Origin of the sequence: Roseitalea sp. MMSF_3546, assembly GCF_030732865.1 — a bacterium.
In the GTDB taxonomy this organism is placed as follows: Bacteria; Pseudomonadota; Alphaproteobacteria; order Rhizobiales; family Rhizobiaceae; genus Roseitalea.
Genome location: NZ_JASHKB010000006.1, coordinates 49,263 through 65,871, shown reverse-complemented (window position 1 = coordinate 65,871; position 16,609 = coordinate 49,263). Strand labels below are relative to the sequence as shown.

The window sequence follows — 16,609 nt, the reverse complement described above, 5'->3', positions numbered from 1 at the left end:
GACGATCCGCCGCTCGAAACATCGGTCTGGTCGAGACGGAAGGAGGCGGATAGATGGCCCGCTACGGCAATACCGATCAGGAGCCCGATCCCACCTATCGGCAGACCGACCATCCGGTCTGGAACCGGGTGGAGCGGTTCGTCGACCCGTTCGAGGACACCAACCGCGAGGTGCTGCCGCGCAATGCCTGGCAGTTCATCGCCTATTTCGCGCGGCAGGCGAAATGGCCGTTCATCGCGCTGCTGATCGTCGGCGGGCTGGTCGGCGCGGTCGATGCGGCGCTCTACTGGGCGGTCGGCTGGCTGATCGACATTCTGGACAATGCAACGCCCGAAACGCTGCTGCGCGAGCATGGCTGGCAGCTCGCCGGGCTCGCCTTCCTGCTGCTGGTCGTGCGCGCGGCGGTGATGGTCGGCGCGGCGATCGTCGAACAGCAGATCATCGTGCCGCGCTTTTACACCATGGTGCGCTGGCAGTCGTTCCGCCGGGTGATCGAACAGCCCTACGCCTTCTTCCAGGACGATTTCGCCGGACGGATCGCCACCAAGATCATGCAGGCGGGCGAATCGGTGGGCGATTTCATCGTCACCTCGCTGCAGTCGCTTTGGTCGTTCCTGACCTTCATCGTCCTGACCTTCACCGTGCTGGCAACGCTCGACTGGCGCATGGGCGTCGTGGTCGCCGTCTGGGGCGCCGGCTATGCGCTGATCGTGCGCTTCCTGCTGCCGCGGCTGCGGGCCGCCGGCAAGAACAACGCCAACGAACGCTCGGTGCTGAACGGGCGGCTGGTCGACATCTTCACCAACATCATGACGGTCAAGCTGTTCGACACCGGCCGGCGCGAGCATGGCGACGTCAAGGGCGCGCTCGGCAACTATCTGGGCGCGGTCACCCATCTGACCCGGATGATCACGCTGGTGCGCACGTCGGTCGCCGTGCTCAACGGGCTGATGATGACCGCGGTGGCCGCGATCGCGATCTCGGCCTGGATGGCCGGCTCGATCTCCACCGGCGCGATCGCGGCGACGATGGGCCTCGTCTTCCGTCTCAACCAGATGTCGGGCTGGATGATGTTCAACATCAACGGGCTGATCCGCGCCTTCTCGACGGTGCAGGACGCGGTCGAGACGATCTCGGTCGAACCGACCATCCGCGATCGCGCCGATGCGATCGACTTGCCGCGCACGCACGGCCATATCCGCTTTGAAGGCGTGCGCTTCAACTACGGCAAGGACGACACCCGTCTGTTCGAACGTCTCGACCTGGACATTCGGCCGGGCGAAAAGGTCGGCCTTGTCGGCCCGTCGGGCGCAGGCAAGTCGACCATCGTGTCGCTCATGCTGCGCCTGTTCGAGCCCGAGGCCGGCCGCATCACCATTGACGGCATTGACATCGCCGATGTCACGCAGGCCTCGCTGCGGCGCCAGTTCGGCGTGGTCAGCCAGGAGCCCTCGCTTCTGCACCGCTCGCTGCGCGACAACATCGCCTATGGCCGGCATGGCGTCACCGACGCGCAGATCGAGGCGGCGGCGAAGAAGGCCAAGGCGCACGAATTCATTCTCGACGCGCGCGATCCGCGCGGCCGGCGCGGCTATGACGCCCATGTCGGCGAGCGCGGCATCAAGCTGTCGGGCGGACAGCGCCAGAGGGTCGCCATTGCGCGCGTCATGCTCAAGGACGCGCCGATCCTGATCCTGGACGAGGCGACCTCGGCGCTCGATTCGGAGATCGAGGCTGCCATTCAGGACAATCTCGGCCAGCTCATGGAGGGCAAGACGGTGCTCGCCATCGCGCACCGGCTGTCGACCATTGCCGCGATGGACCGGCTCGTCGTCATCGACCAGGGCCGCATCGTGCAGGTGGGCCGGCACGACGAACTGCTGCGCGAGCCGAACGGTCTTTACGCGAAGATGTGGACGCGCCAGTCGGGCGGTTTCCTGAGCTTTGCCGAGGCCGCCGAATAGGCCCGTCCGGCCGGTTTGCGACACAGTGTCTTCATCGCCTTGCCCGGGCTGGACAAGCGATGCGCGGCGGCATAGTTAGCGGTCCGAAATGTGGCGCGATTGCGCGCAATTCCTGACTTTTTGACGCATATTTCGTTGTCCAGGAAAGGACGTCTCCGTGACCGACGCGACCCACAATGACACGGGCCAGGAGCAGGACGGCGAGCTGCCGACCCGCCGGGACTTCATCTATGTTGCAACCGGAATGATGGGCGCGGTCGGCGCGGCCGCCGCGGCCTGGCCGTTCATCGACCAGATGCGCCCCGATGCCCAGGTGCGCGCCGCCGGCCTTCCGATCACCGTGGACCTGGGCGCGATCTCGCCTGGCGGGACCATTGTGGTGACGTGGCGCTCCAAGCCCTACTTCATCCGGCAACTGCTCGACGAGGAGATCGCCGCTGCCGACGATCTTGGCGAAGGCGACATGAAGGAATTCGTTCCGGCCCGCGAGCGCATCTCGGGTCCGGACGGCGAGCCGGCCAACTGGGTCATCGTCTCGGCCACCTGCACCCATCTGGGCTGTGTGCCCAACACCGTGGACAACGCGCCCGAGGGGTGGTTCTGCCCGTGCCACGGGTCGGTGTTCGACATGGTCGGGCGCATCCTGCGCGGACCTGCCGCAACCAACCTGCCGTTGCCGCCCTATGTGTTCGCCGACGGGACGACACTGATCGTCGGCACCGACCAGGTCTGAGGAGGCATAAGCAATGGCTCAGCACGAACAGCATGGCACATACACGCCCAAGTCCGGCGTCGGAAAATGGGTCGACGATCGCATGCCGCTGCCGCGGCTGATGTATGACAGCTTCGTTGCGTTCCCGGTGCCGCGCAATCTAAACTACGCCTACACCTTCGGCGGCATGCTCTCGATCATGCTGGTGGTGCAGATCCTCACCGGCGTGGTTCTGGCCATGCACTATGTGCCCGACGCCGACAAGGCCTTCAACAGCGTCGAGCACATCATGCGCAACGTCAACTCGGGTTGGCTGTTGCGCTACATGCATGCGGTGGGCGCCTCGTTCTTCTTCGTGGCGGTGTATCTGCACATCGCACGCGGGCTCTATTACGGCTCCTACAAGGCGCCGCGCGAATTGCTGTGGATCCTGGGCTGCATCATCTATCTGCTGATGATGGCGACCGCCTTCATGGGCTATGTGCTGCCCTGGGGCCAGATGTCGTTCTGGGGCGCCACCGTGATCACCGGCTTCTTCACCGCCTTTCCGATCATCGGCGTGCCGATCCAGGAGCTTCTGCTGGGCGGCTATGCGGTCGGCGACCCGACGCTCAACCGCTTCTTCTCGCTGCACTATCTGCTGCCGTTCATGATCGCGGGCGTGGTCATCCTGCATATCTGGGCGCTGCATGTGACCGGGCAGACCAACCCGACGGGCATCGAGGTCAAGTCGAAGACCGACACCGTGCCGTTCACGCCCTATGCGACGATCAAGGATGCGTTCGCGCTGGTCATCTTCCTGGCCGCATATGCCTATTTCGTCTTCTACATGCCCAACTATCTGGGCCATGCGGACAATTACATCCCGGCCGATCCCATGGTGACGCCGGCGCATATCGTGCCCGAATGGTACTTCCTGCCGTTCTACGCGATCCTGCGCGCGATCACCTTCGATATCGGCCCGATCTCGGCCAAGCTGGGCGGCGTCATCGCCATGTTCGGCGCCGTGCTCATCCTGTTCGTCGTGCCCTGGCTCGACACCTCCAAGGTGCGCTCGGCGGTCTACCGGCCCTGGTATCGGCTGTTCTTCTGGCTGTTCGTCGCCAATTCCATCTTCCTTGGCTGGCTCGGGTCGCAGCCGGCCGAGGGCATCTATGTCGCCATGGCGCAGTTCGCCACGGCCTTCTACTTCGCCTTCTTCGTGATCGTCATGCCGCTGCTCGGCCTGATCGAAAGACCGCGGCGGCTGCCCAACTCGATCACCGAGGCGGTGCTGGAGAAATCCGCGAAGAAGGGCGGCGGCGCACAGCAGCCAAGCGGCGCCACGGCCGCGCCTCAGGACAAGGGCTGACGGACGGCACCAAGGACAAGGACAAGGCAATGAAACAGTTGATTGCAAAGCTCGGTGCCGCCGCGATCGCGCTCGGACTGGTTGCCGCGAGCGCCCAGGCCGCCACCGAATATCCCAAGAAGGATCCGCGCGAGCAGGACTGGTCGTTCGCCGGACCGTTCGGCACCTTCGACCGCGCCCAGCTTCAGCGCGGACTGAAGATCTATGTCGAGAACTGCTCGGCCTGCCACGCCATGAGCCTGGTGCCGTTCCGGACCCTTTCCGATCTCGGCTATTCGGACGATCAGATCGAGGCGCTGGCCGCCCAGTACGAGGTCGAGGACGGCCCGGACGAATTCGGCGACATGTTCTTCCGGCCGGCGACGCCGGCCGACACGTTCCCCTCGCCCTTCCCGAACGAGGAAGCGGCGCGCGCGGCCAATGGCGGCGCCTATCCGCCGGACCTGTCGCTGATCGCCAAGGCACGCGCGCCCATTCGCGGCTTTCCCGCCTTCGTGCTCGACCCGTTCCGCATGTATGCCGAAAACGGGCCCGACTACATCTACTCGCTTCTGACCGGCTACGAGGAGGAAGTCCCCGAGGACGTCACCGTGCCGGACGGGTTGTGGTACAACCCCTATTTCGCCAGTGGCGTGGCGCTGGCGATGGCCCAGCCGCTCTATCCCGACATGCACGAGTTCGACGACGGCACGCCCGCGACCGTCTCGAACATGTCCAAGGACATCGCGGCCTTCCTGATGTGGGCGGCCGAGCCGAACATGGAGGAACGCAAGGAACTGGGCTTCAGGGTCATGGTCTTCCTTCTGATCTTCGCCGCGCTGCTCTATCTGACCAAGAAGCAGGTCTGGTCGCGGCTTGATCACTGATCGGCCCGGCCGGCCCGATGACCATGAAGGGCGCTTCGGCGCCCTTTTTTCGTTGGCCCGGGCGTGCCGACTGACTATCAATGGCGCGTTTGAAATCCGTGCGAGGCCGCCATCGATGACACTTCGCGAAACGCTCGAAGCAGCGATCCGCTCCATACCCGACTATCCCAAGCCGGGCATCGTCTTCCGCGACATCACCACGCTGCTCGGCAACGCCTCGGCGTTCCGGCGATCGGTCGACGAACTGGTGCATCCCTATGCCGGCACGAAGATCGACAAGATTGCCGGGGTCGAGGCGCGCGGCTTCATCCTGGGCGGGGCGATGTCGCATCAGCTCTCGGCCGGGTTCGTGCCGATCCGCAAGAAGGGCAAGCTGCCGCATGAGACCGTGCGCATCGCCTACAGCCTCGAATATGGCGTCGACGAGATGGAGATGCACAAGGATGCGGTCCGGGCGGGGGAGAAGGTCATCCTCGTCGACGACCTGATCGCAACCGGAGGGACGGCCGAAGGCGCGGTCAAGCTGCTCCAGCAGATGGGCGCGGACGTGATCGCGGCCTGTTTCGTCATCGACCTGCCCGACCTTGGCGGGCGCGGCAAGATCGAGGCGCTCGGCGTGCCGGTGCGCACGCTGATCGAGTTCGAAGGCGACTGACTGCACCATGAATGCGCGCGATATCGCTCTGGCCGTCTTCGTCGTGTCCATGTGGGGCCTGGGATTCACCGTCATCAAGCCGACCATGGAGCAGTTCCCTCCGATCCTGATCATGGCGATCAGCTTTGCGGCCACGGCGCTCGTGCTCATGGCGATCGATCGTCGGCCGGCGGCGACGCCGCAGGGCGCTGCCGCGTTGATCGCGCTGTTTGCCGTTTCCGGGCAGGCGGCGCTGATCTTCTCGGCGCTCAGGGGGCTCGAGGCCTCCACCGGTGTGATCATCGCGCAGTTTCAGGTGCCGCTGGCCGTGCTGTGGGCGTGGCTGCTGGGCACCGAAGCGTTTCGGCCTTCCAAGCTCGGCGCATTCGTGCTGGCGCTTGCCGGGGTGATCGTCATCGCGGGTCTGCCCGCGCAGCGGCCCGACCCGTTCTTCGTCGTGCTGATGACCGTCGGCGGCGCGGTCTGGGGACTTGGCCAGGTGCTGATCGCAAAGCTGGGGCGCGACGACGGCGCGGTGCTGCTCAGGCGCGTTTCGCTCCATGGCGCCGCGCAACTGCTGATCTTCACGATCGCCTTCGAATCCGGCCAGTGGACCGCATTGACCACCGCCTCGCCGGCCGCCTGGTCCGGGCTTGCCTTCATCGCGCTGGTCACCTTCGCGCTGGCCTATGCGATCTGGTTCGACCTGATGCGGCGCAACGCGGTCTCGCAGGTCACGCCCTTCATCATGCTCATGCCGGCGGTTTCGGTGCTGGCGAGCATCGTCTTTCTCGGCGAGCGGCCGGGCTGGCCGGTCTTCGCCGGCGGCGCGCTCATCCTGGCCGGTCTCGCCATCTCCTCGGGCATCGTGAAGCTGCGCGGTGGCCATTGGCGTGCGACTTGATCTGCCGCAAGGCGGCTCTATCAGCAATCGTCGATACATGACCATACCGCAAGCGAACCCATGGAGATGGTCAATGTTTGAAGTCAATGTCGGCAAGACCGACCGCATCATCCGCATCGTCGCGGGGATCGTCCTTCTGGCCCTGTTCTTTCTTGTCGATATGGGCGGGTGGGGCTGGATCGTCGCCCTTGCCGGGGTGATCCTTCTTGCCACCGGCGCCTTGTCGCGCTGCGCGCTCTATTCGGTGCTCGGCATGAACACGCGCGGCGACAAGCACGCCTGACCGACGGCGGCTGCCAGGGCGGGACGGCACGGCCCGTGGTGATACGCAGCAGACCCTCGGTGCCGCGCGTGCCGGTTCACACGTTGAACTTGAACAGCATCACGTCGCCGTCGCGCACCACATAGTCCTTGCCCTCGTCGCGGGCCTTGCCGGCTTCCTTGGCGGCGGTCTCGCCGCCGAGCGCGACATAGTCGTCGAACGCGATGGTCTGGGCGCGGATGAAGCCCTTTTCGAAATCGGTGTGAATCTGGCCGGCGGCCTGCGGCGCCCGGGCGCCCTTGCCGACGGTCCAGGCGCGCGTCTCCTTCGGGCCGGCCGTGAAGAAGGTGATCAGGTCGAGCAGTTCGTAGCCGGCGCGGATCAGCCGGTCGAGGCCGGGCTCTTCGAGCCCGAGCGTGTCGAGAAACTCGGCCGCTTCGTCCGCATCCAACTGGGCGATCTCGGCTTCGATCGCCGCCGAGATGACGACACTCGAGGCGCCCTGCTCGGCGGCCATCTTTTCGACCGCCTCAGACTGCGCATTGCCGGTCGCCGCCTCGTCCTCGGCCACGTTGCTGACATAGAGCACCGGCTTGGACGTCAGGAGGTTCAGGCTCTTCAGGATCGCCAGATCCTCGGCCGCGATGCCGTCGAGCATCAGCCGCACGGGCCGTGAGTCCTGGAGCAGCGCCAGCGCCCGCTCCATCACGGGCAGGATGGTCGTTGCCTCCTTGTCCTTGCCGGTGGCGCGCTTGCGCACCTGCACGATGCGCCGCTCCAGGCTGTCGAGGTCGGACAGCATCAGTTCGGTCTCGACGGTCTCGGCGTCGGCGACCGGATCGACGCGGCCCTCGACATGGGTGACATCGTCATCCGCAAAACAGCGCAGCACATGGACGATCGCGTCGACCTCGCGGATGTTGGCGAGGAACTGGTTGCCGAGGCCCTCGCCCCTGGAGGCGCCGCGCACCAGCCCGGCAATATCGACGAAGGAAATGCGCGTGGGCACCACTTCCTTCGACTTGGCGATCGCGGCGATCTCGCGAAGGCGCGGGTCTGGCACGGCGACCTCGCCCGTATTGGGCTCGATGGTGCAGAACGGATAGTTGGCCGCCTGCGCGGCGGCCGTTTTCGTCAGGGCGTTGAAGAGCGTCGACTTGCCCACATTGGGCAGGCCGACAATGCCGCATTTGAAACCCATGGGGCGCAAGGTCCTTCGTGATGTCGTGCGCGGCTTTGCATGAGGTGGCGCGGCCGCGTCAAGGGCCTGACGGGCAAAGCAAAAGCCCGGCGCTGCGGCCGGGCTTGCGCCGGTGGCATGCCGATCGCGATCAGGCGATGGCGCTCTTCATCCAGTCGGACAACTTGCCCTTGGGCACGGCGCCGATCATCTGGTCGACCACCTCCCCGTTCTTGAACATGTAGAGCGTGGGGATCGACCGGATGCCGTATTGCGCGGCGATCTGGGGGTTTTCGTCGATGTTCACCTTGGCGATCCGGACCTTGCCGTCCAGTTCGCCCGAAAGCTCCTCGAGCGCCGGGGCGATCATCTTGCACGGGCCGCACCATTCGGCCCAGAAATCCACCACGACCGGCTCGGACGCGCCCAGAACGTCGGACTGGAAATTGCTGTTGTCGACTTTCACGGTCGCCATGGCGGACCTCCTCGTTCTTGTCTGTCGCGAAGCATTTGGGGTTTTTCGCGCGGGCTTTCAAGCTCGGTCAACACGCCGATCGGCTGCCCTGCGCCAGGCCCGCGAGCGCCTGCTCCAGCATGGTGCGGGGCAGTTCGACCATGACCGGTTCCTCGGTGAAAAGCAGCGCCGCGCGCACGCGCCGGCCCGGATAGAGCCGGGCGACGAGCGCATCGTAAAGCGCCATCTGCCGCCTGTGGCCTTCGGAGACCGCGCCGGCCTCGCGCGGCGGGTTGCGGCCGGTCTTGTAGTCGACCAGCAGCACCTCTTCGCCGTGGATCGCCAGCCGGTCGATCACGCCGGAGACGGCGCGCGCCTCGCCGCCCAGATCGAGCGTGCCCATGACCGGCACCTCGGCGAGCGATTGCGGGCCGAACAGCGGGGCGAAGCGTTCGTCGTCCAGGATCGCCATGACCGGGGCGAGCAGCGCCTCGATCTCGGCCTCGCCCGCGCGCGGATCGACGCGACGGCACCAGGCGCGGGCGCGGTTCTCGCGCTCGGCGGCGGCCACGTCGGGCAGCATCTGCAAAAGGGTGTGAACCATGGTGCCGCGCCGGGCCGCGGCGCCGGTCGCGCGGCCGGCCCCATCGAGCGTGTCGAGCAGCGAGGCGGGCGCTTCGATGGCCGCGTCGACCGTGTCGGGATCGATGGCAAGGGCCGAGGCGCCCGAGGGCACGAGCGGGCGGGCGGCGGGCGGCTCGGCCGGCGCCGGGGCAGCAAAGCCGGCCGGTGCGGCCCATGACGCGGCCGGTTCGGCCGACGCATCGGGCGTGGCGGTGGGCAGTTCGCCGAGCCCGGCCGGAAATCGCCAGAGCGTGCCATGGCCGGTATCGATCGCATCGCTCGCCGGTATCAGCGCCTGGCTGACCATGTCGTGCCAGGTCGTTTCCGTGGTCGGCCGAAGGCCGCGATAGCCGGCGACGATCAGGTGATCGGCAGCGCGCGTCATGCCGACATACAGAAGCCGGCGGTATTCCTCGATCGCGGCCTGGCGCATGCGCGCCATGGCATTCTCCTGCACCGAGGAGCACGGTTTCGGCAGGCCGCGCCACAACAGGCCGATGTCGGCCGGATCGCCCATGCTCGGCACGTCGACGCCGACCAGCGCCGGTGCCTTGCGGGATTCGAACGGCGCGCTGCCGCGATCGACCAGGAACACGATGGGCGCCTCCAGCCCCTTGGCGCCATGCACCGTCATGATCCGCACCTCGCCGCGCGCCGGGTCCATCTCGCGCTTGATCTCGGGCGCGTGGTGCTCGAGCGTGTTCAGGAAGGTCTCGAGCGCCGGCGGGCCGGTCTGCTCGGCGGCCAGCGTGAGCGCGACGAATTCGTCGAGAACGTCGGCGGTTTCCGGGCCGAGCCGGCCGACAAGCCTGCGCCGGCCGTCGCAGGCCGACAGCACATGGGCGTAGAACTCGTGCACGGGGAGCCGGCGGGCGCGGGCCGACCAGTCGCGCAACCGGCCGATGACGGCGGCGGCGATGTCGTCGCCCGCCTCGGCGGCCTCCTCGAGGCGGCTCCACAGCGTCGCGCCGTCACGGCCATGGGCGAAACGGAACAGGGCGTCCTCGTCGAGGCCGAAAAGCGGGCTCTTCAGAAGCGCTGCGAGCGAAAGATCGTCGGCATGGTTGAGCAGCACGCGACCGAGCGCGATCAGGTCGAGCACCGCGATATGGTCGGTCATGGTCAGCCGGTCGGCGCCGGCGACATCGACGCTACGGTCCTTGAGCGCCCGCGACAGCGCCCCGGCGAAACCATCGCGGCTGCGCACGAGGACCACAATGTCGCCCGGCACGATCGGCCTGCCGGTCGCCTCGATCACCGTGCCGGCGCGCAGCCAGCCCGCGATCGTCTCGGCGATGCGTTGGGCGAGGATCGCGGAAGGCTCGGCGGCGGCGGCGACCGGCTCGGCCCAGTCGCCCGAGCCCTCGGCCTTTTGCTTGTCCACGCGCTCCCAGACCTCGACGCGGCCCGGCGCGCCGCGTCGCAACGCCCGGTGGCGCACCGGCCGATCGTCGCGGCTCAGCCCGGCGCGGCGGGCGGGATCGTCGAAGACCCGGTCGACGGCGTCAAGAACGGCCTGCGTCGAACGAAACGAGACCTGCAGTTCGACCGGCGCGAACGGGCGTTCGGCCGCCTTCGTGGTCTCGGCGAAGTGATTGCGCGTGTCGGCGAACTTGTCCGGGTCGGCGCCCTGGAACGAGTAGATGGACTGCTTTTCGTCGCCCACCGCGAAGACCGAACGCGCGGTCTGCCGGGCGCCGTGGCCGGCGAAGAACTCGTCGGCGAGCGTGCGGATGACGTCCCACTGGTCGGGCGAGGTGTCCTGGGCCTCGTCGACGAGGATGTGATCGATGCCCTGGTCGAGCTTGTAGCGGACCCAGAGCGCGGCCTCCCGGCGCAGCAGCATCTGCGCGGTGCGGTCGATCAGATCGTCGAAATCGAGAAGACCGCGGGCGCGCTTGAGCGCCTCGTAGCGGGCGATCAGCCCGTCGGCGATGGCGAACACGTCGAGCGTCGCCTCGACCTCGCGCAGCAGCAGGACGCGGTCGCGGATCGCGGCGAAATGATCGAAAGCGGCGCGATAGCGGATCTCGAAATCGGCAAGGGCATTGCGGGTGGCCGCCGAAAACAGGGGCTTGGTGCCGCGCGGCGCGCCGGCCTTCGTCAGGAAGCACGGCTCGAGCGCCGACAGCCGCTCCATCGGATCGGCGATCGCGCCGGCGGCAATGGCGGTTTCGGCAAGCTCTCGGGCGGCCTTGGCGCCGGCCTCGGGCAGGTCGCCGGAGAGCCGTTCGAGGATGTCGGGCGTCAGGCCCGGCAGCGGCCAGCAGCTTGCGGCAATGTCTGCCTGCGTGTCGTGAGCGCCGAAGCCGAACGCCTCGCGATAGATCGCTCGCCGGTCGCCGCCCGTGCCGAACCGGCGCAGCAGGCGCGTGATGGTCAGGCGCCGTGCGACGATCTCGTCGAGCAGCTTGTCCATGCCGTCCTCGCCGGTGACGGCAAGAAGGCGAATGACGGCCTCGCCGGTGCCGGCGGCGCGTGCCGCCTCGCCCGTCAGCAATCCGCGCCGGGCCTGGGCGACGAGCAGGGCCTGCGCCTGGGCGTCGATGAGTTCGAAATGGCCGGCAATATTGGCCTCCAGCGGAAACCGATGCAGCAACGCCTCGCAAAAGGCATGGATGGTCTGGATCTTCAGCCCGCCGGGCGTTTCCAGCGCGCGGGCAAAGAGCGTGCGGGCCAGGCGCAATCGCTCGGCATCGGCGGGCCTGTCGTCGATCGCCGCCAGTTCGGCACGCAGCTCGGCGTCCGACATGGTCACCCAGGCGCCCAGCCGCGAGAAGACGCGGCCCTTCATCTCGGCGGCGGCGGCGCGCGTATAGGTCAGGCACAGGATGCGGGAAGGGTCGGCGCCCGAAAGCAGGATGCGGATGACGCGTGTGGCCAGCACATAGGTCTTGCCCGAGCCGGCATTGGCCGAGACCCAGGCCGAATTGGCCGGGTCGGCGGCGCGGGCCTGGTCGGCGCGGGTGCGCGCATCGGGCACCGGCTTGTCCGTGCGCGGCTCAGCCATGCCGGTCCCCTTGCGCGGGCGGGGCGTTTGCCCATTCCAGATAGCGGGCGAGGTGATCGTAGTCGTTTCGATGGGTCACGCTCTCGTCGGGCGCGGCGTGGGAGACATAGCCGGTGCGCGGGTCCATGTAGTGGCGCACCAGCGCGACGAGCTTTTCCCAGGCGGTGTCGGCGAGCGCGTCGGCATCGGGACGCTTGCCGCCGGAAACGGGCTGGGGTTCGACCTCGCCGCGCGGGCCAAGGCGCACATAAACGAGATCGCCCGGCGCGTGGCCGCGCGCCTGGGCAAAGCCGTCGCGCGCCAGAAGCGCGGCCTCAAGCGGCAGTTGCGGTGCGTCGAGCTGTTCGACCCTTGCGCCGGAAGGGGCGGCACCGGTCTTGAAGTCGATGATGTCGGCGCGGCCGTCGGCGCGCAGATCGATGCGGTCGGCGCGGCCGGTCAGTTCGACGCCGGTGTCGGCAATCGGGGCGGGCCCTGCGGGCACCTCGGCCAGCCGCTGCACGATCGCGTCGTCGCGGCCGGCCTCCCAGGCGACCAGATGCGGGATCGCCGCGCCCATGCGCGTCCACCAGATCGTGTCGATCTCGGCGGGCAGCGCCTCATCGTCGAACACCATACGGGCAATACGCGCGAGCCGGTCCGCCGCATCGGGGGCGGTGAAATCGATGCGCGCGCGCACCGCCGCTTCCATGACCTGGTGGATCAGCGCACCGCGATCGGCGAAATCGGGATCACGCACCAGCGGCTCGAGCGGGCGCAGGCGCAGCACCTTGCGCGCATAGAGCGCATAGGGGTCGCGCCGCAGCGTCTCGACATCGGTGACCGACAGCCTCGGCGGCCGGGCGGCGGGCGGCGGCGCCGGCGCGGGTCGGCTCGCCGGGGTCGCGACGACCGGCGCATCGACGGCGCGGGCAAGCTCGGCGAAGCGCTGGCCGGCGGCGTGCAGGCGCGCGGTCGTATCCGCGCCGGCGAGCGTCTCCAGGCGCTGCAGCCAGCGCGAGGCGACCGCCGGCGCGCCGCCGGCGCGGACCGAACGGGTCAGCACGATCTCGGCCTGGCCGAGCGCCATCTGCGCGTCATGGGCGGCAAGGCCGATGCGCCGTTCGGGCGGTTCGAGCCCGATCTCGGCCTTCATCGGGCGCGACAGGAAGGCGTCATTGGCGGTCTGGGCGGGCCAGGTGCCCTCGTTGAGCCCGCCGAGCACGATACGGTCCACCGTCTGAAGACGCGCTTCCAACGTGCCCCAGATGGCGATGCGCGGATGGCCGCCGGCGGGCGGCTTGAGCGCGATGGACGCGGTCAGCGCACGGACCATGTCGGGCCATTCATCGAGCGTGACCGCGACCGGCACGGCGCTCTGGACGAGCCGCGCCAGAAGGTCCGCCAGCGCCTTGCCGCTTTCGCCGTCATAGAGCGGGCCGTGGTCGCCGCAATCATCGCGCGCGACGGCCTCGAGCGCCAGCACGCTGGCGCGGGCGGCGGCGTTCAGGGTCGGTGCCTGGGCCGTGGCAAGCGCGCACAGCGGGGCGAAGGCCGTTTCGATCCGGCCGGCGAGCGCGCGCACCGCATCGAAGGTCGCCGAACCGATGGTGGCGAACCAGTCGGGCTTGCGGCGGCGTTCGTCCGACCACTGGCCGAGCCCGGTCTCGGCGAAGGCGCGAAAATCGGCCATGCGAATGCGGCCGACGCTGCCGCGCAGCACCATCATTTCGAGCCTCTGGACGGCGGCGTCATGGACTTCGGGCGCGGCACCGAAGTGGGCGAGCGGATGCTTGAGCAAGGCGAGCAGGGCGGCGGGATCGGCCTCGCCATGGGCGAGATCGAGGACGAGCGCCAGCAGCGTGCCGTGCGGCGTGCGGTCAAAGGGCACCCCGCCCGAATCGTCGGCCGTGATCGAAAAGCGCGCCAGTTCGGCGGCGACGCGGCGGGCGAGGTTGCGGTCGGGCGTGACCAGCGCGGCGGTGGCGCCGGGCGCAAGGATCGTCTCGCGCAGGGCGCAGGCGATGGCGAGCGCCTCGGCCCGTTCATTGGCCGCGTGCAGGATCGCGACATCGTCGAAGGCGCGAGCATCGAGCGTATCGCGAAGCGCGGCCCAGTCGGCGGTTCTGGGCACGGGGGCGAGCGCGGCGGCGACCCAGGCGCGGCGCCCAGCCAGCGCGGGCGGCAGGTCGGGGCCGAGCGCGGCGATCGCTGACGGCACGACGCCGATGGCGCGCACCAGCTTGCGCATGCCGTATTGGGGATGACCGATGACCGAGGCGACATCGCCGGGCGCGTCGAGCAATGCCAGCGTCGCCTCGTCCATCGCCGTGTCATAGCCCGGCAGCACCGCCGCGCCCCGGGGCAGGCGGGCAATCGTCGCGATCAGCTCCGCGGTCGCCGGGATCGAACCGGTCGATCCGGCGGCGATCACCGGGCCGTCGGGCGGATTGGCGCGCAGGCGCGCGGCCTCGGCGCGCAGCATGCGATTGCGGTGATCGGCCGGGTCGAGCCGGTTGCGCTCGGCGAGATAGTCCGGCCAGGTGGACTTGACGATGTCGAGGAAGGCGAGCGTGACCTGCCACCATTGCGAGACGTCGGCGTGGGCGGCCGCCTCGATCTGCGCGAAATGCACGCCTTCGGTCGCCATCTGGTCGATCAGCGCGGCCAGATCGCCCGCCATCCAGAATGCGTCGGCGGTGGAGACGGGCGTCGTCAGCCGCTCTTCGCCGTAAAGCGCGTGCAGGTCGTCGGTCATTGCCTCGGTCCAGCGCGCGATCAGCGTGCCCAGCGCCAATTGCCGTTCCAGCGGTTCGATGGCCGGCGGGATGTCGAGCGCGGCCGCGCCGTCGCCGGCAAAGGCCGCCGCGTCCTCGTCGAACTCGCCCAGGGCGTGGATCGCGGGCAGCAGCGCGCTGCGCCTGCCGAGCAGGTCGACGAAGACCGAGCGCAACTCGCGCGCGGCGCGGCGCGTGGGCAGATAGATGGTGGCTCTGGCCAACGTCATCGGATCGCCGTCATGGGCGAAGCCGTCGACGAGCGTGCCCTCGCACAGCGCCCGCGCCAGGGCCGGCAGGAACGGCGTGCCGGGCGCGACGGTGAAGACGTTGGGATGAATGTAGCGCGTGCGCGGCTCGCTCATCACATCGACAGGCGCGCCGTCAGAAGGCCGCGCGCCTCGTACCAGGCTTTCAGCTCGGCCAGCACCGGATGGGCGAGCGAACGCGCAAGATAGCCCTGCAGGCGCGCGATATGGGGCAGATAGGCCGGCTTGCCGTCACGCTCGTCAAGGCGCACGAAGATACCCAGAATGCGCGAGTTGCGCTGGGCGGCACAGATGGCTGCGGCGCGGCGGAACGCGGCCTCGTCGAAGGCCGGGTCGGCGTCGGCGCGCAGGGCGCAGTAATGGTCGACCAGCGCGGCTTCGAGCGCCTCGGGCACGTCGACGCGCGCATCCTGGGCGAGCGAGACCACGTCATAGGCCGGATGGGTGAACACGGCGTCCTGAAAGTCGATGAGCCCGACGCGGGCGATGCCCGTCCGGTCGGCCTGCCAGATCGTGTTGGGCGAATGGTAGTCGCGCAGGACCAGCGATCTGGGTCCGGCGTCGAGGCGTTCGAAAAGCGCCGTCCAGATCGCGTGGAACTGGGCCCTGTCGGCGTCGCTCGCCGGTGCGCCGGTGACGCGCGGCACGAACCAGTCGATCAGAAGGTCGACCTCGACCAGGAAGGCGCGCAGGTCGAAGGTCGGGATCTCGTGCACACGGCCGGGCGCGACCTGCACGCGCTGCGGCCAGTTCATGGCGTGCATCTGCGCAAGGCAGGCGACGGTTTCCAGGTAGCGGTCGGCAATCGGGCGGCGTTCGGCGTCGATGATGCCCTGGCGGCCCAGATCCTCCATCAGGATCAACCCGGCGTCGAAATCGGCGCGGTCGATGCGCGGCACGGTCAGGCCCGCTTCGGCGAGGATGTTGCGGATGGCGACGAAGGGGACGATGTCCTCGGCCCAGTAGGCGAGCTGGCAATAGCTCATGCCGTCCCTGACGATGATATCGTCGAAGGTCGCCGGCGCATCCATCAGAACGCGCTGCCAGTCGCCGTCCTTGGCAATCTCGTAGTCGCGGGCGGAGGCGTCGCCGCTGAGCTCGGCGCGCCAGGCGTCGGCGTGGCCGGCTTCGGCCAGCAGCCGCCGGATCGCCAGCGAGCGGTCGAGACGGTCGAAGAAGGGCGCATCAGCGTCGATGGTCAGAAGGCGCGCCTGGGCGCCGCTGTCGGTGGTCGCGTCCGCAAATCCGATCGTGACCGTGGCGGCGGGCAGGCGGTCGGCGGCGCGCTCGGGCCATTCGACGAGCACGATGCCCCCCTCGAGCGCCTCGTGCAGCCCCAATTCGCCGATCTCGTCGGGATCGCCGATGCGGTAGAGATCGAAATGGCTGACGGGCGGGCGCGTGGCGTAGGTCTGGACCAGGGTGAAGGTCGGGCTCGGCACGTCGAGCCGGCCCTGGGGATCGTTGGCCACGGCGCGGATGAAGGCGCGCGCGAAGGTGGACTTGCCGGCGCCCAGATCGCCCGACAGCGCAATGCAGTCGCCGGGCCTTGCGGCGCGTGCCAGATCGCGCGCGAAACGCTGCATCTGCGCCTCGGTCAGCGGGCCGAGGCGGCGTGGCGCG

The 16,609-nt window shown here is 68.5% G+C and carries 12 protein-coding genes; 7 read left to right on the top strand and 5 right to left on the bottom strand.

The window, feature by feature from the left end:
- The first annotated feature begins 53 nt into the window (after window positions 1-53).
- The 7 genes from RBB34_RS06855 to RBB34_RS06825 all read left to right on the top strand — a co-directional run bounded on the left by RBB34_RS06855 (window position 54) and on the right by RBB34_RS06825 (window position 6,714).
- Window positions 54-1,964 carry an ABC transporter ATP-binding protein gene (locus RBB34_RS06855; protein WP_306118452.1) on the top strand — a complete coding sequence of 637 codons (1,911 nt, stop codon included), beginning with the start codon at window positions 54-56 and terminating at the stop codon, window positions 1,962-1,964.
- Between the two features lie 157 nt (window positions 1,965-2,121).
- Window positions 2,122-2,697, top strand: a complete 576-nt coding sequence (petA, locus tag RBB34_RS06850) for a ubiquinol-cytochrome c reductase iron-sulfur subunit (RefSeq protein ID WP_306118451.1) — start codon at window positions 2,122-2,124, stop codon at window positions 2,695-2,697.
- Window positions 2,698-2,710: 13 nt separating this feature from the next.
- Entirely contained in the window at window positions 2,711-4,027 is a 1,317-nt protein-coding gene (locus tag RBB34_RS06845; RefSeq protein WP_306118450.1) for a cytochrome b N-terminal domain-containing protein, read from the top strand.
- A 29-nt stretch (window positions 4,028-4,056) separates the two neighbouring features.
- Complete coding sequence (locus tag RBB34_RS06840; protein ID WP_306118449.1) at window positions 4,057-4,893, top strand: cytochrome c1; 837 nt, start codon at window positions 4,057-4,059, stop codon at window positions 4,891-4,893.
- Between the two features lie 115 nt (window positions 4,894-5,008).
- On the top strand, window positions 5,009-5,548 hold the full coding sequence (locus RBB34_RS06835) for an adenine phosphoribosyltransferase (protein WP_306118448.1): 540 nt from the start codon (window positions 5,009-5,011) through the stop codon (window positions 5,546-5,548).
- A gap of 7 nt (window positions 5,549-5,555) precedes the next feature.
- Complete coding sequence (locus RBB34_RS06830) at window positions 5,556-6,431, top strand: DMT family transporter (RefSeq protein ID WP_306118447.1); 876 nt, start codon at window positions 5,556-5,558, stop codon at window positions 6,429-6,431.
- 73 nt (window positions 6,432-6,504) lie between these two features.
- Entirely contained in the window at window positions 6,505-6,714 is a 210-nt protein-coding gene (locus RBB34_RS06825) for a DUF2892 domain-containing protein (RefSeq protein WP_306118446.1), read from the top strand.
- A gap of 76 nt (window positions 6,715-6,790) precedes the next feature.
- Here RBB34_RS06825 and ychF read toward each other — a convergent pair whose 3' ends face one another.
- The 5 genes from ychF to tsaE form a co-directional block, all read right to left on the bottom strand.
- Window positions 6,791-7,894: a redox-regulated ATPase YchF gene (ychF, locus tag RBB34_RS06820; protein WP_306118445.1), complete on the bottom strand. Its 1,104-nt coding sequence runs from the start codon at window positions 7,892-7,894 to the stop codon at window positions 6,791-6,793.
- A gap of 130 nt (window positions 7,895-8,024) precedes the next feature.
- A complete protein-coding gene (trxA, locus tag RBB34_RS06815) occupies window positions 8,025-8,348 on the bottom strand; it encodes a thioredoxin (RefSeq protein WP_306118444.1) in 324 nt (107 codons plus the stop codon).
- A gap of 67 nt (window positions 8,349-8,415) precedes the next feature.
- A complete protein-coding gene (addA, locus tag RBB34_RS06810; RefSeq protein ID WP_306118443.1) occupies window positions 8,416-11,961 on the bottom strand; it encodes a double-strand break repair helicase AddA in 3,546 nt (1,181 codons plus the stop codon).
- Window positions 11,954-15,082 carry a double-strand break repair protein AddB gene (gene addB, locus RBB34_RS06805; protein WP_306118442.1) on the bottom strand — a complete coding sequence of 1,043 codons (3,129 nt, stop codon included), beginning with the start codon at window positions 15,080-15,082 and terminating at the stop codon, window positions 11,954-11,956. The genes addA and addB overlap by 8 nt, the downstream gene beginning before the upstream one ends.
- The gene (gene tsaE / locus RBB34_RS06800) at window positions 15,082-16,572 is read right to left on the bottom strand and encodes a tRNA (adenosine(37)-N6)-threonylcarbamoyltransferase complex ATPase subunit type 1 TsaE (RefSeq protein WP_306118441.1); all 1,491 of its coding nucleotides are present in this window, start codon (window positions 16,570-16,572) and stop codon (window positions 15,082-15,084) included. Before tsaE ends, addB begins: the two co-directional genes overlap by 1 nt.
- Window positions 16,573-16,609: the final 37 nt, after the last annotated feature.

Excerpts from the sequence above, each read along its gene's own strand:
- RBB34_RS06855 (WP_306118452.1), top strand. The coding sequence starts at position 54 with ATGGCCCGCTACGGCAATACCGATCAGGAGCCCGATCCCACCTATCGG.
- RBB34_RS06845 (WP_306118450.1), top strand. The coding sequence starts at position 2,711 with ATGGCTCAGCACGAACAGCATGGCACATACACGCCCAAGTCCGGCGTC.
- RBB34_RS06840 (WP_306118449.1), top strand. The coding sequence starts at position 4,057 with ATGAAACAGTTGATTGCAAAGCTCGGTGCCGCCGCGATCGCGCTCGGA.
- RBB34_RS06835 (WP_306118448.1), top strand. The coding sequence starts at position 5,009 with ATGACACTTCGCGAAACGCTCGAAGCAGCGATCCGCTCCATACCCGAC.
- RBB34_RS06830 (WP_306118447.1), top strand. The coding sequence starts at position 5,556 with ATGAATGCGCGCGATATCGCTCTGGCCGTCTTCGTCGTGTCCATGTGG.
- RBB34_RS06825 (WP_306118446.1), top strand. The coding sequence starts at position 6,505 with ATGTTTGAAGTCAATGTCGGCAAGACCGACCGCATCATCCGCATCGTC.
- ychF (WP_306118445.1), bottom strand. The coding sequence starts at position 7,894 with ATGGGTTTCAAATGCGGCATTGTCGGCCTGCCCAATGTGGGCAAGTCG.
- trxA (WP_306118444.1), bottom strand. The coding sequence starts at position 8,348 with ATGGCGACCGTGAAAGTCGACAACAGCAATTTCCAGTCCGACGTTCTG.
- addA (WP_306118443.1), bottom strand. The coding sequence starts at position 11,961 with ATGGCTGAGCCGCGCACGGACAAGCCGGTGCCCGATGCGCGCACCCGC.
- addB (WP_306118442.1), bottom strand. The coding sequence starts at position 15,082 with ATGAGCGAGCCGCGCACGCGCTACATTCATCCCAACGTCTTCACCGTC.
- tsaE (WP_306118441.1), bottom strand. The coding sequence starts at position 16,572 with ATGCAGCGTTTCGCGCGCGATCTGGCACGCGCCGCAAGGCCCGGCGAC.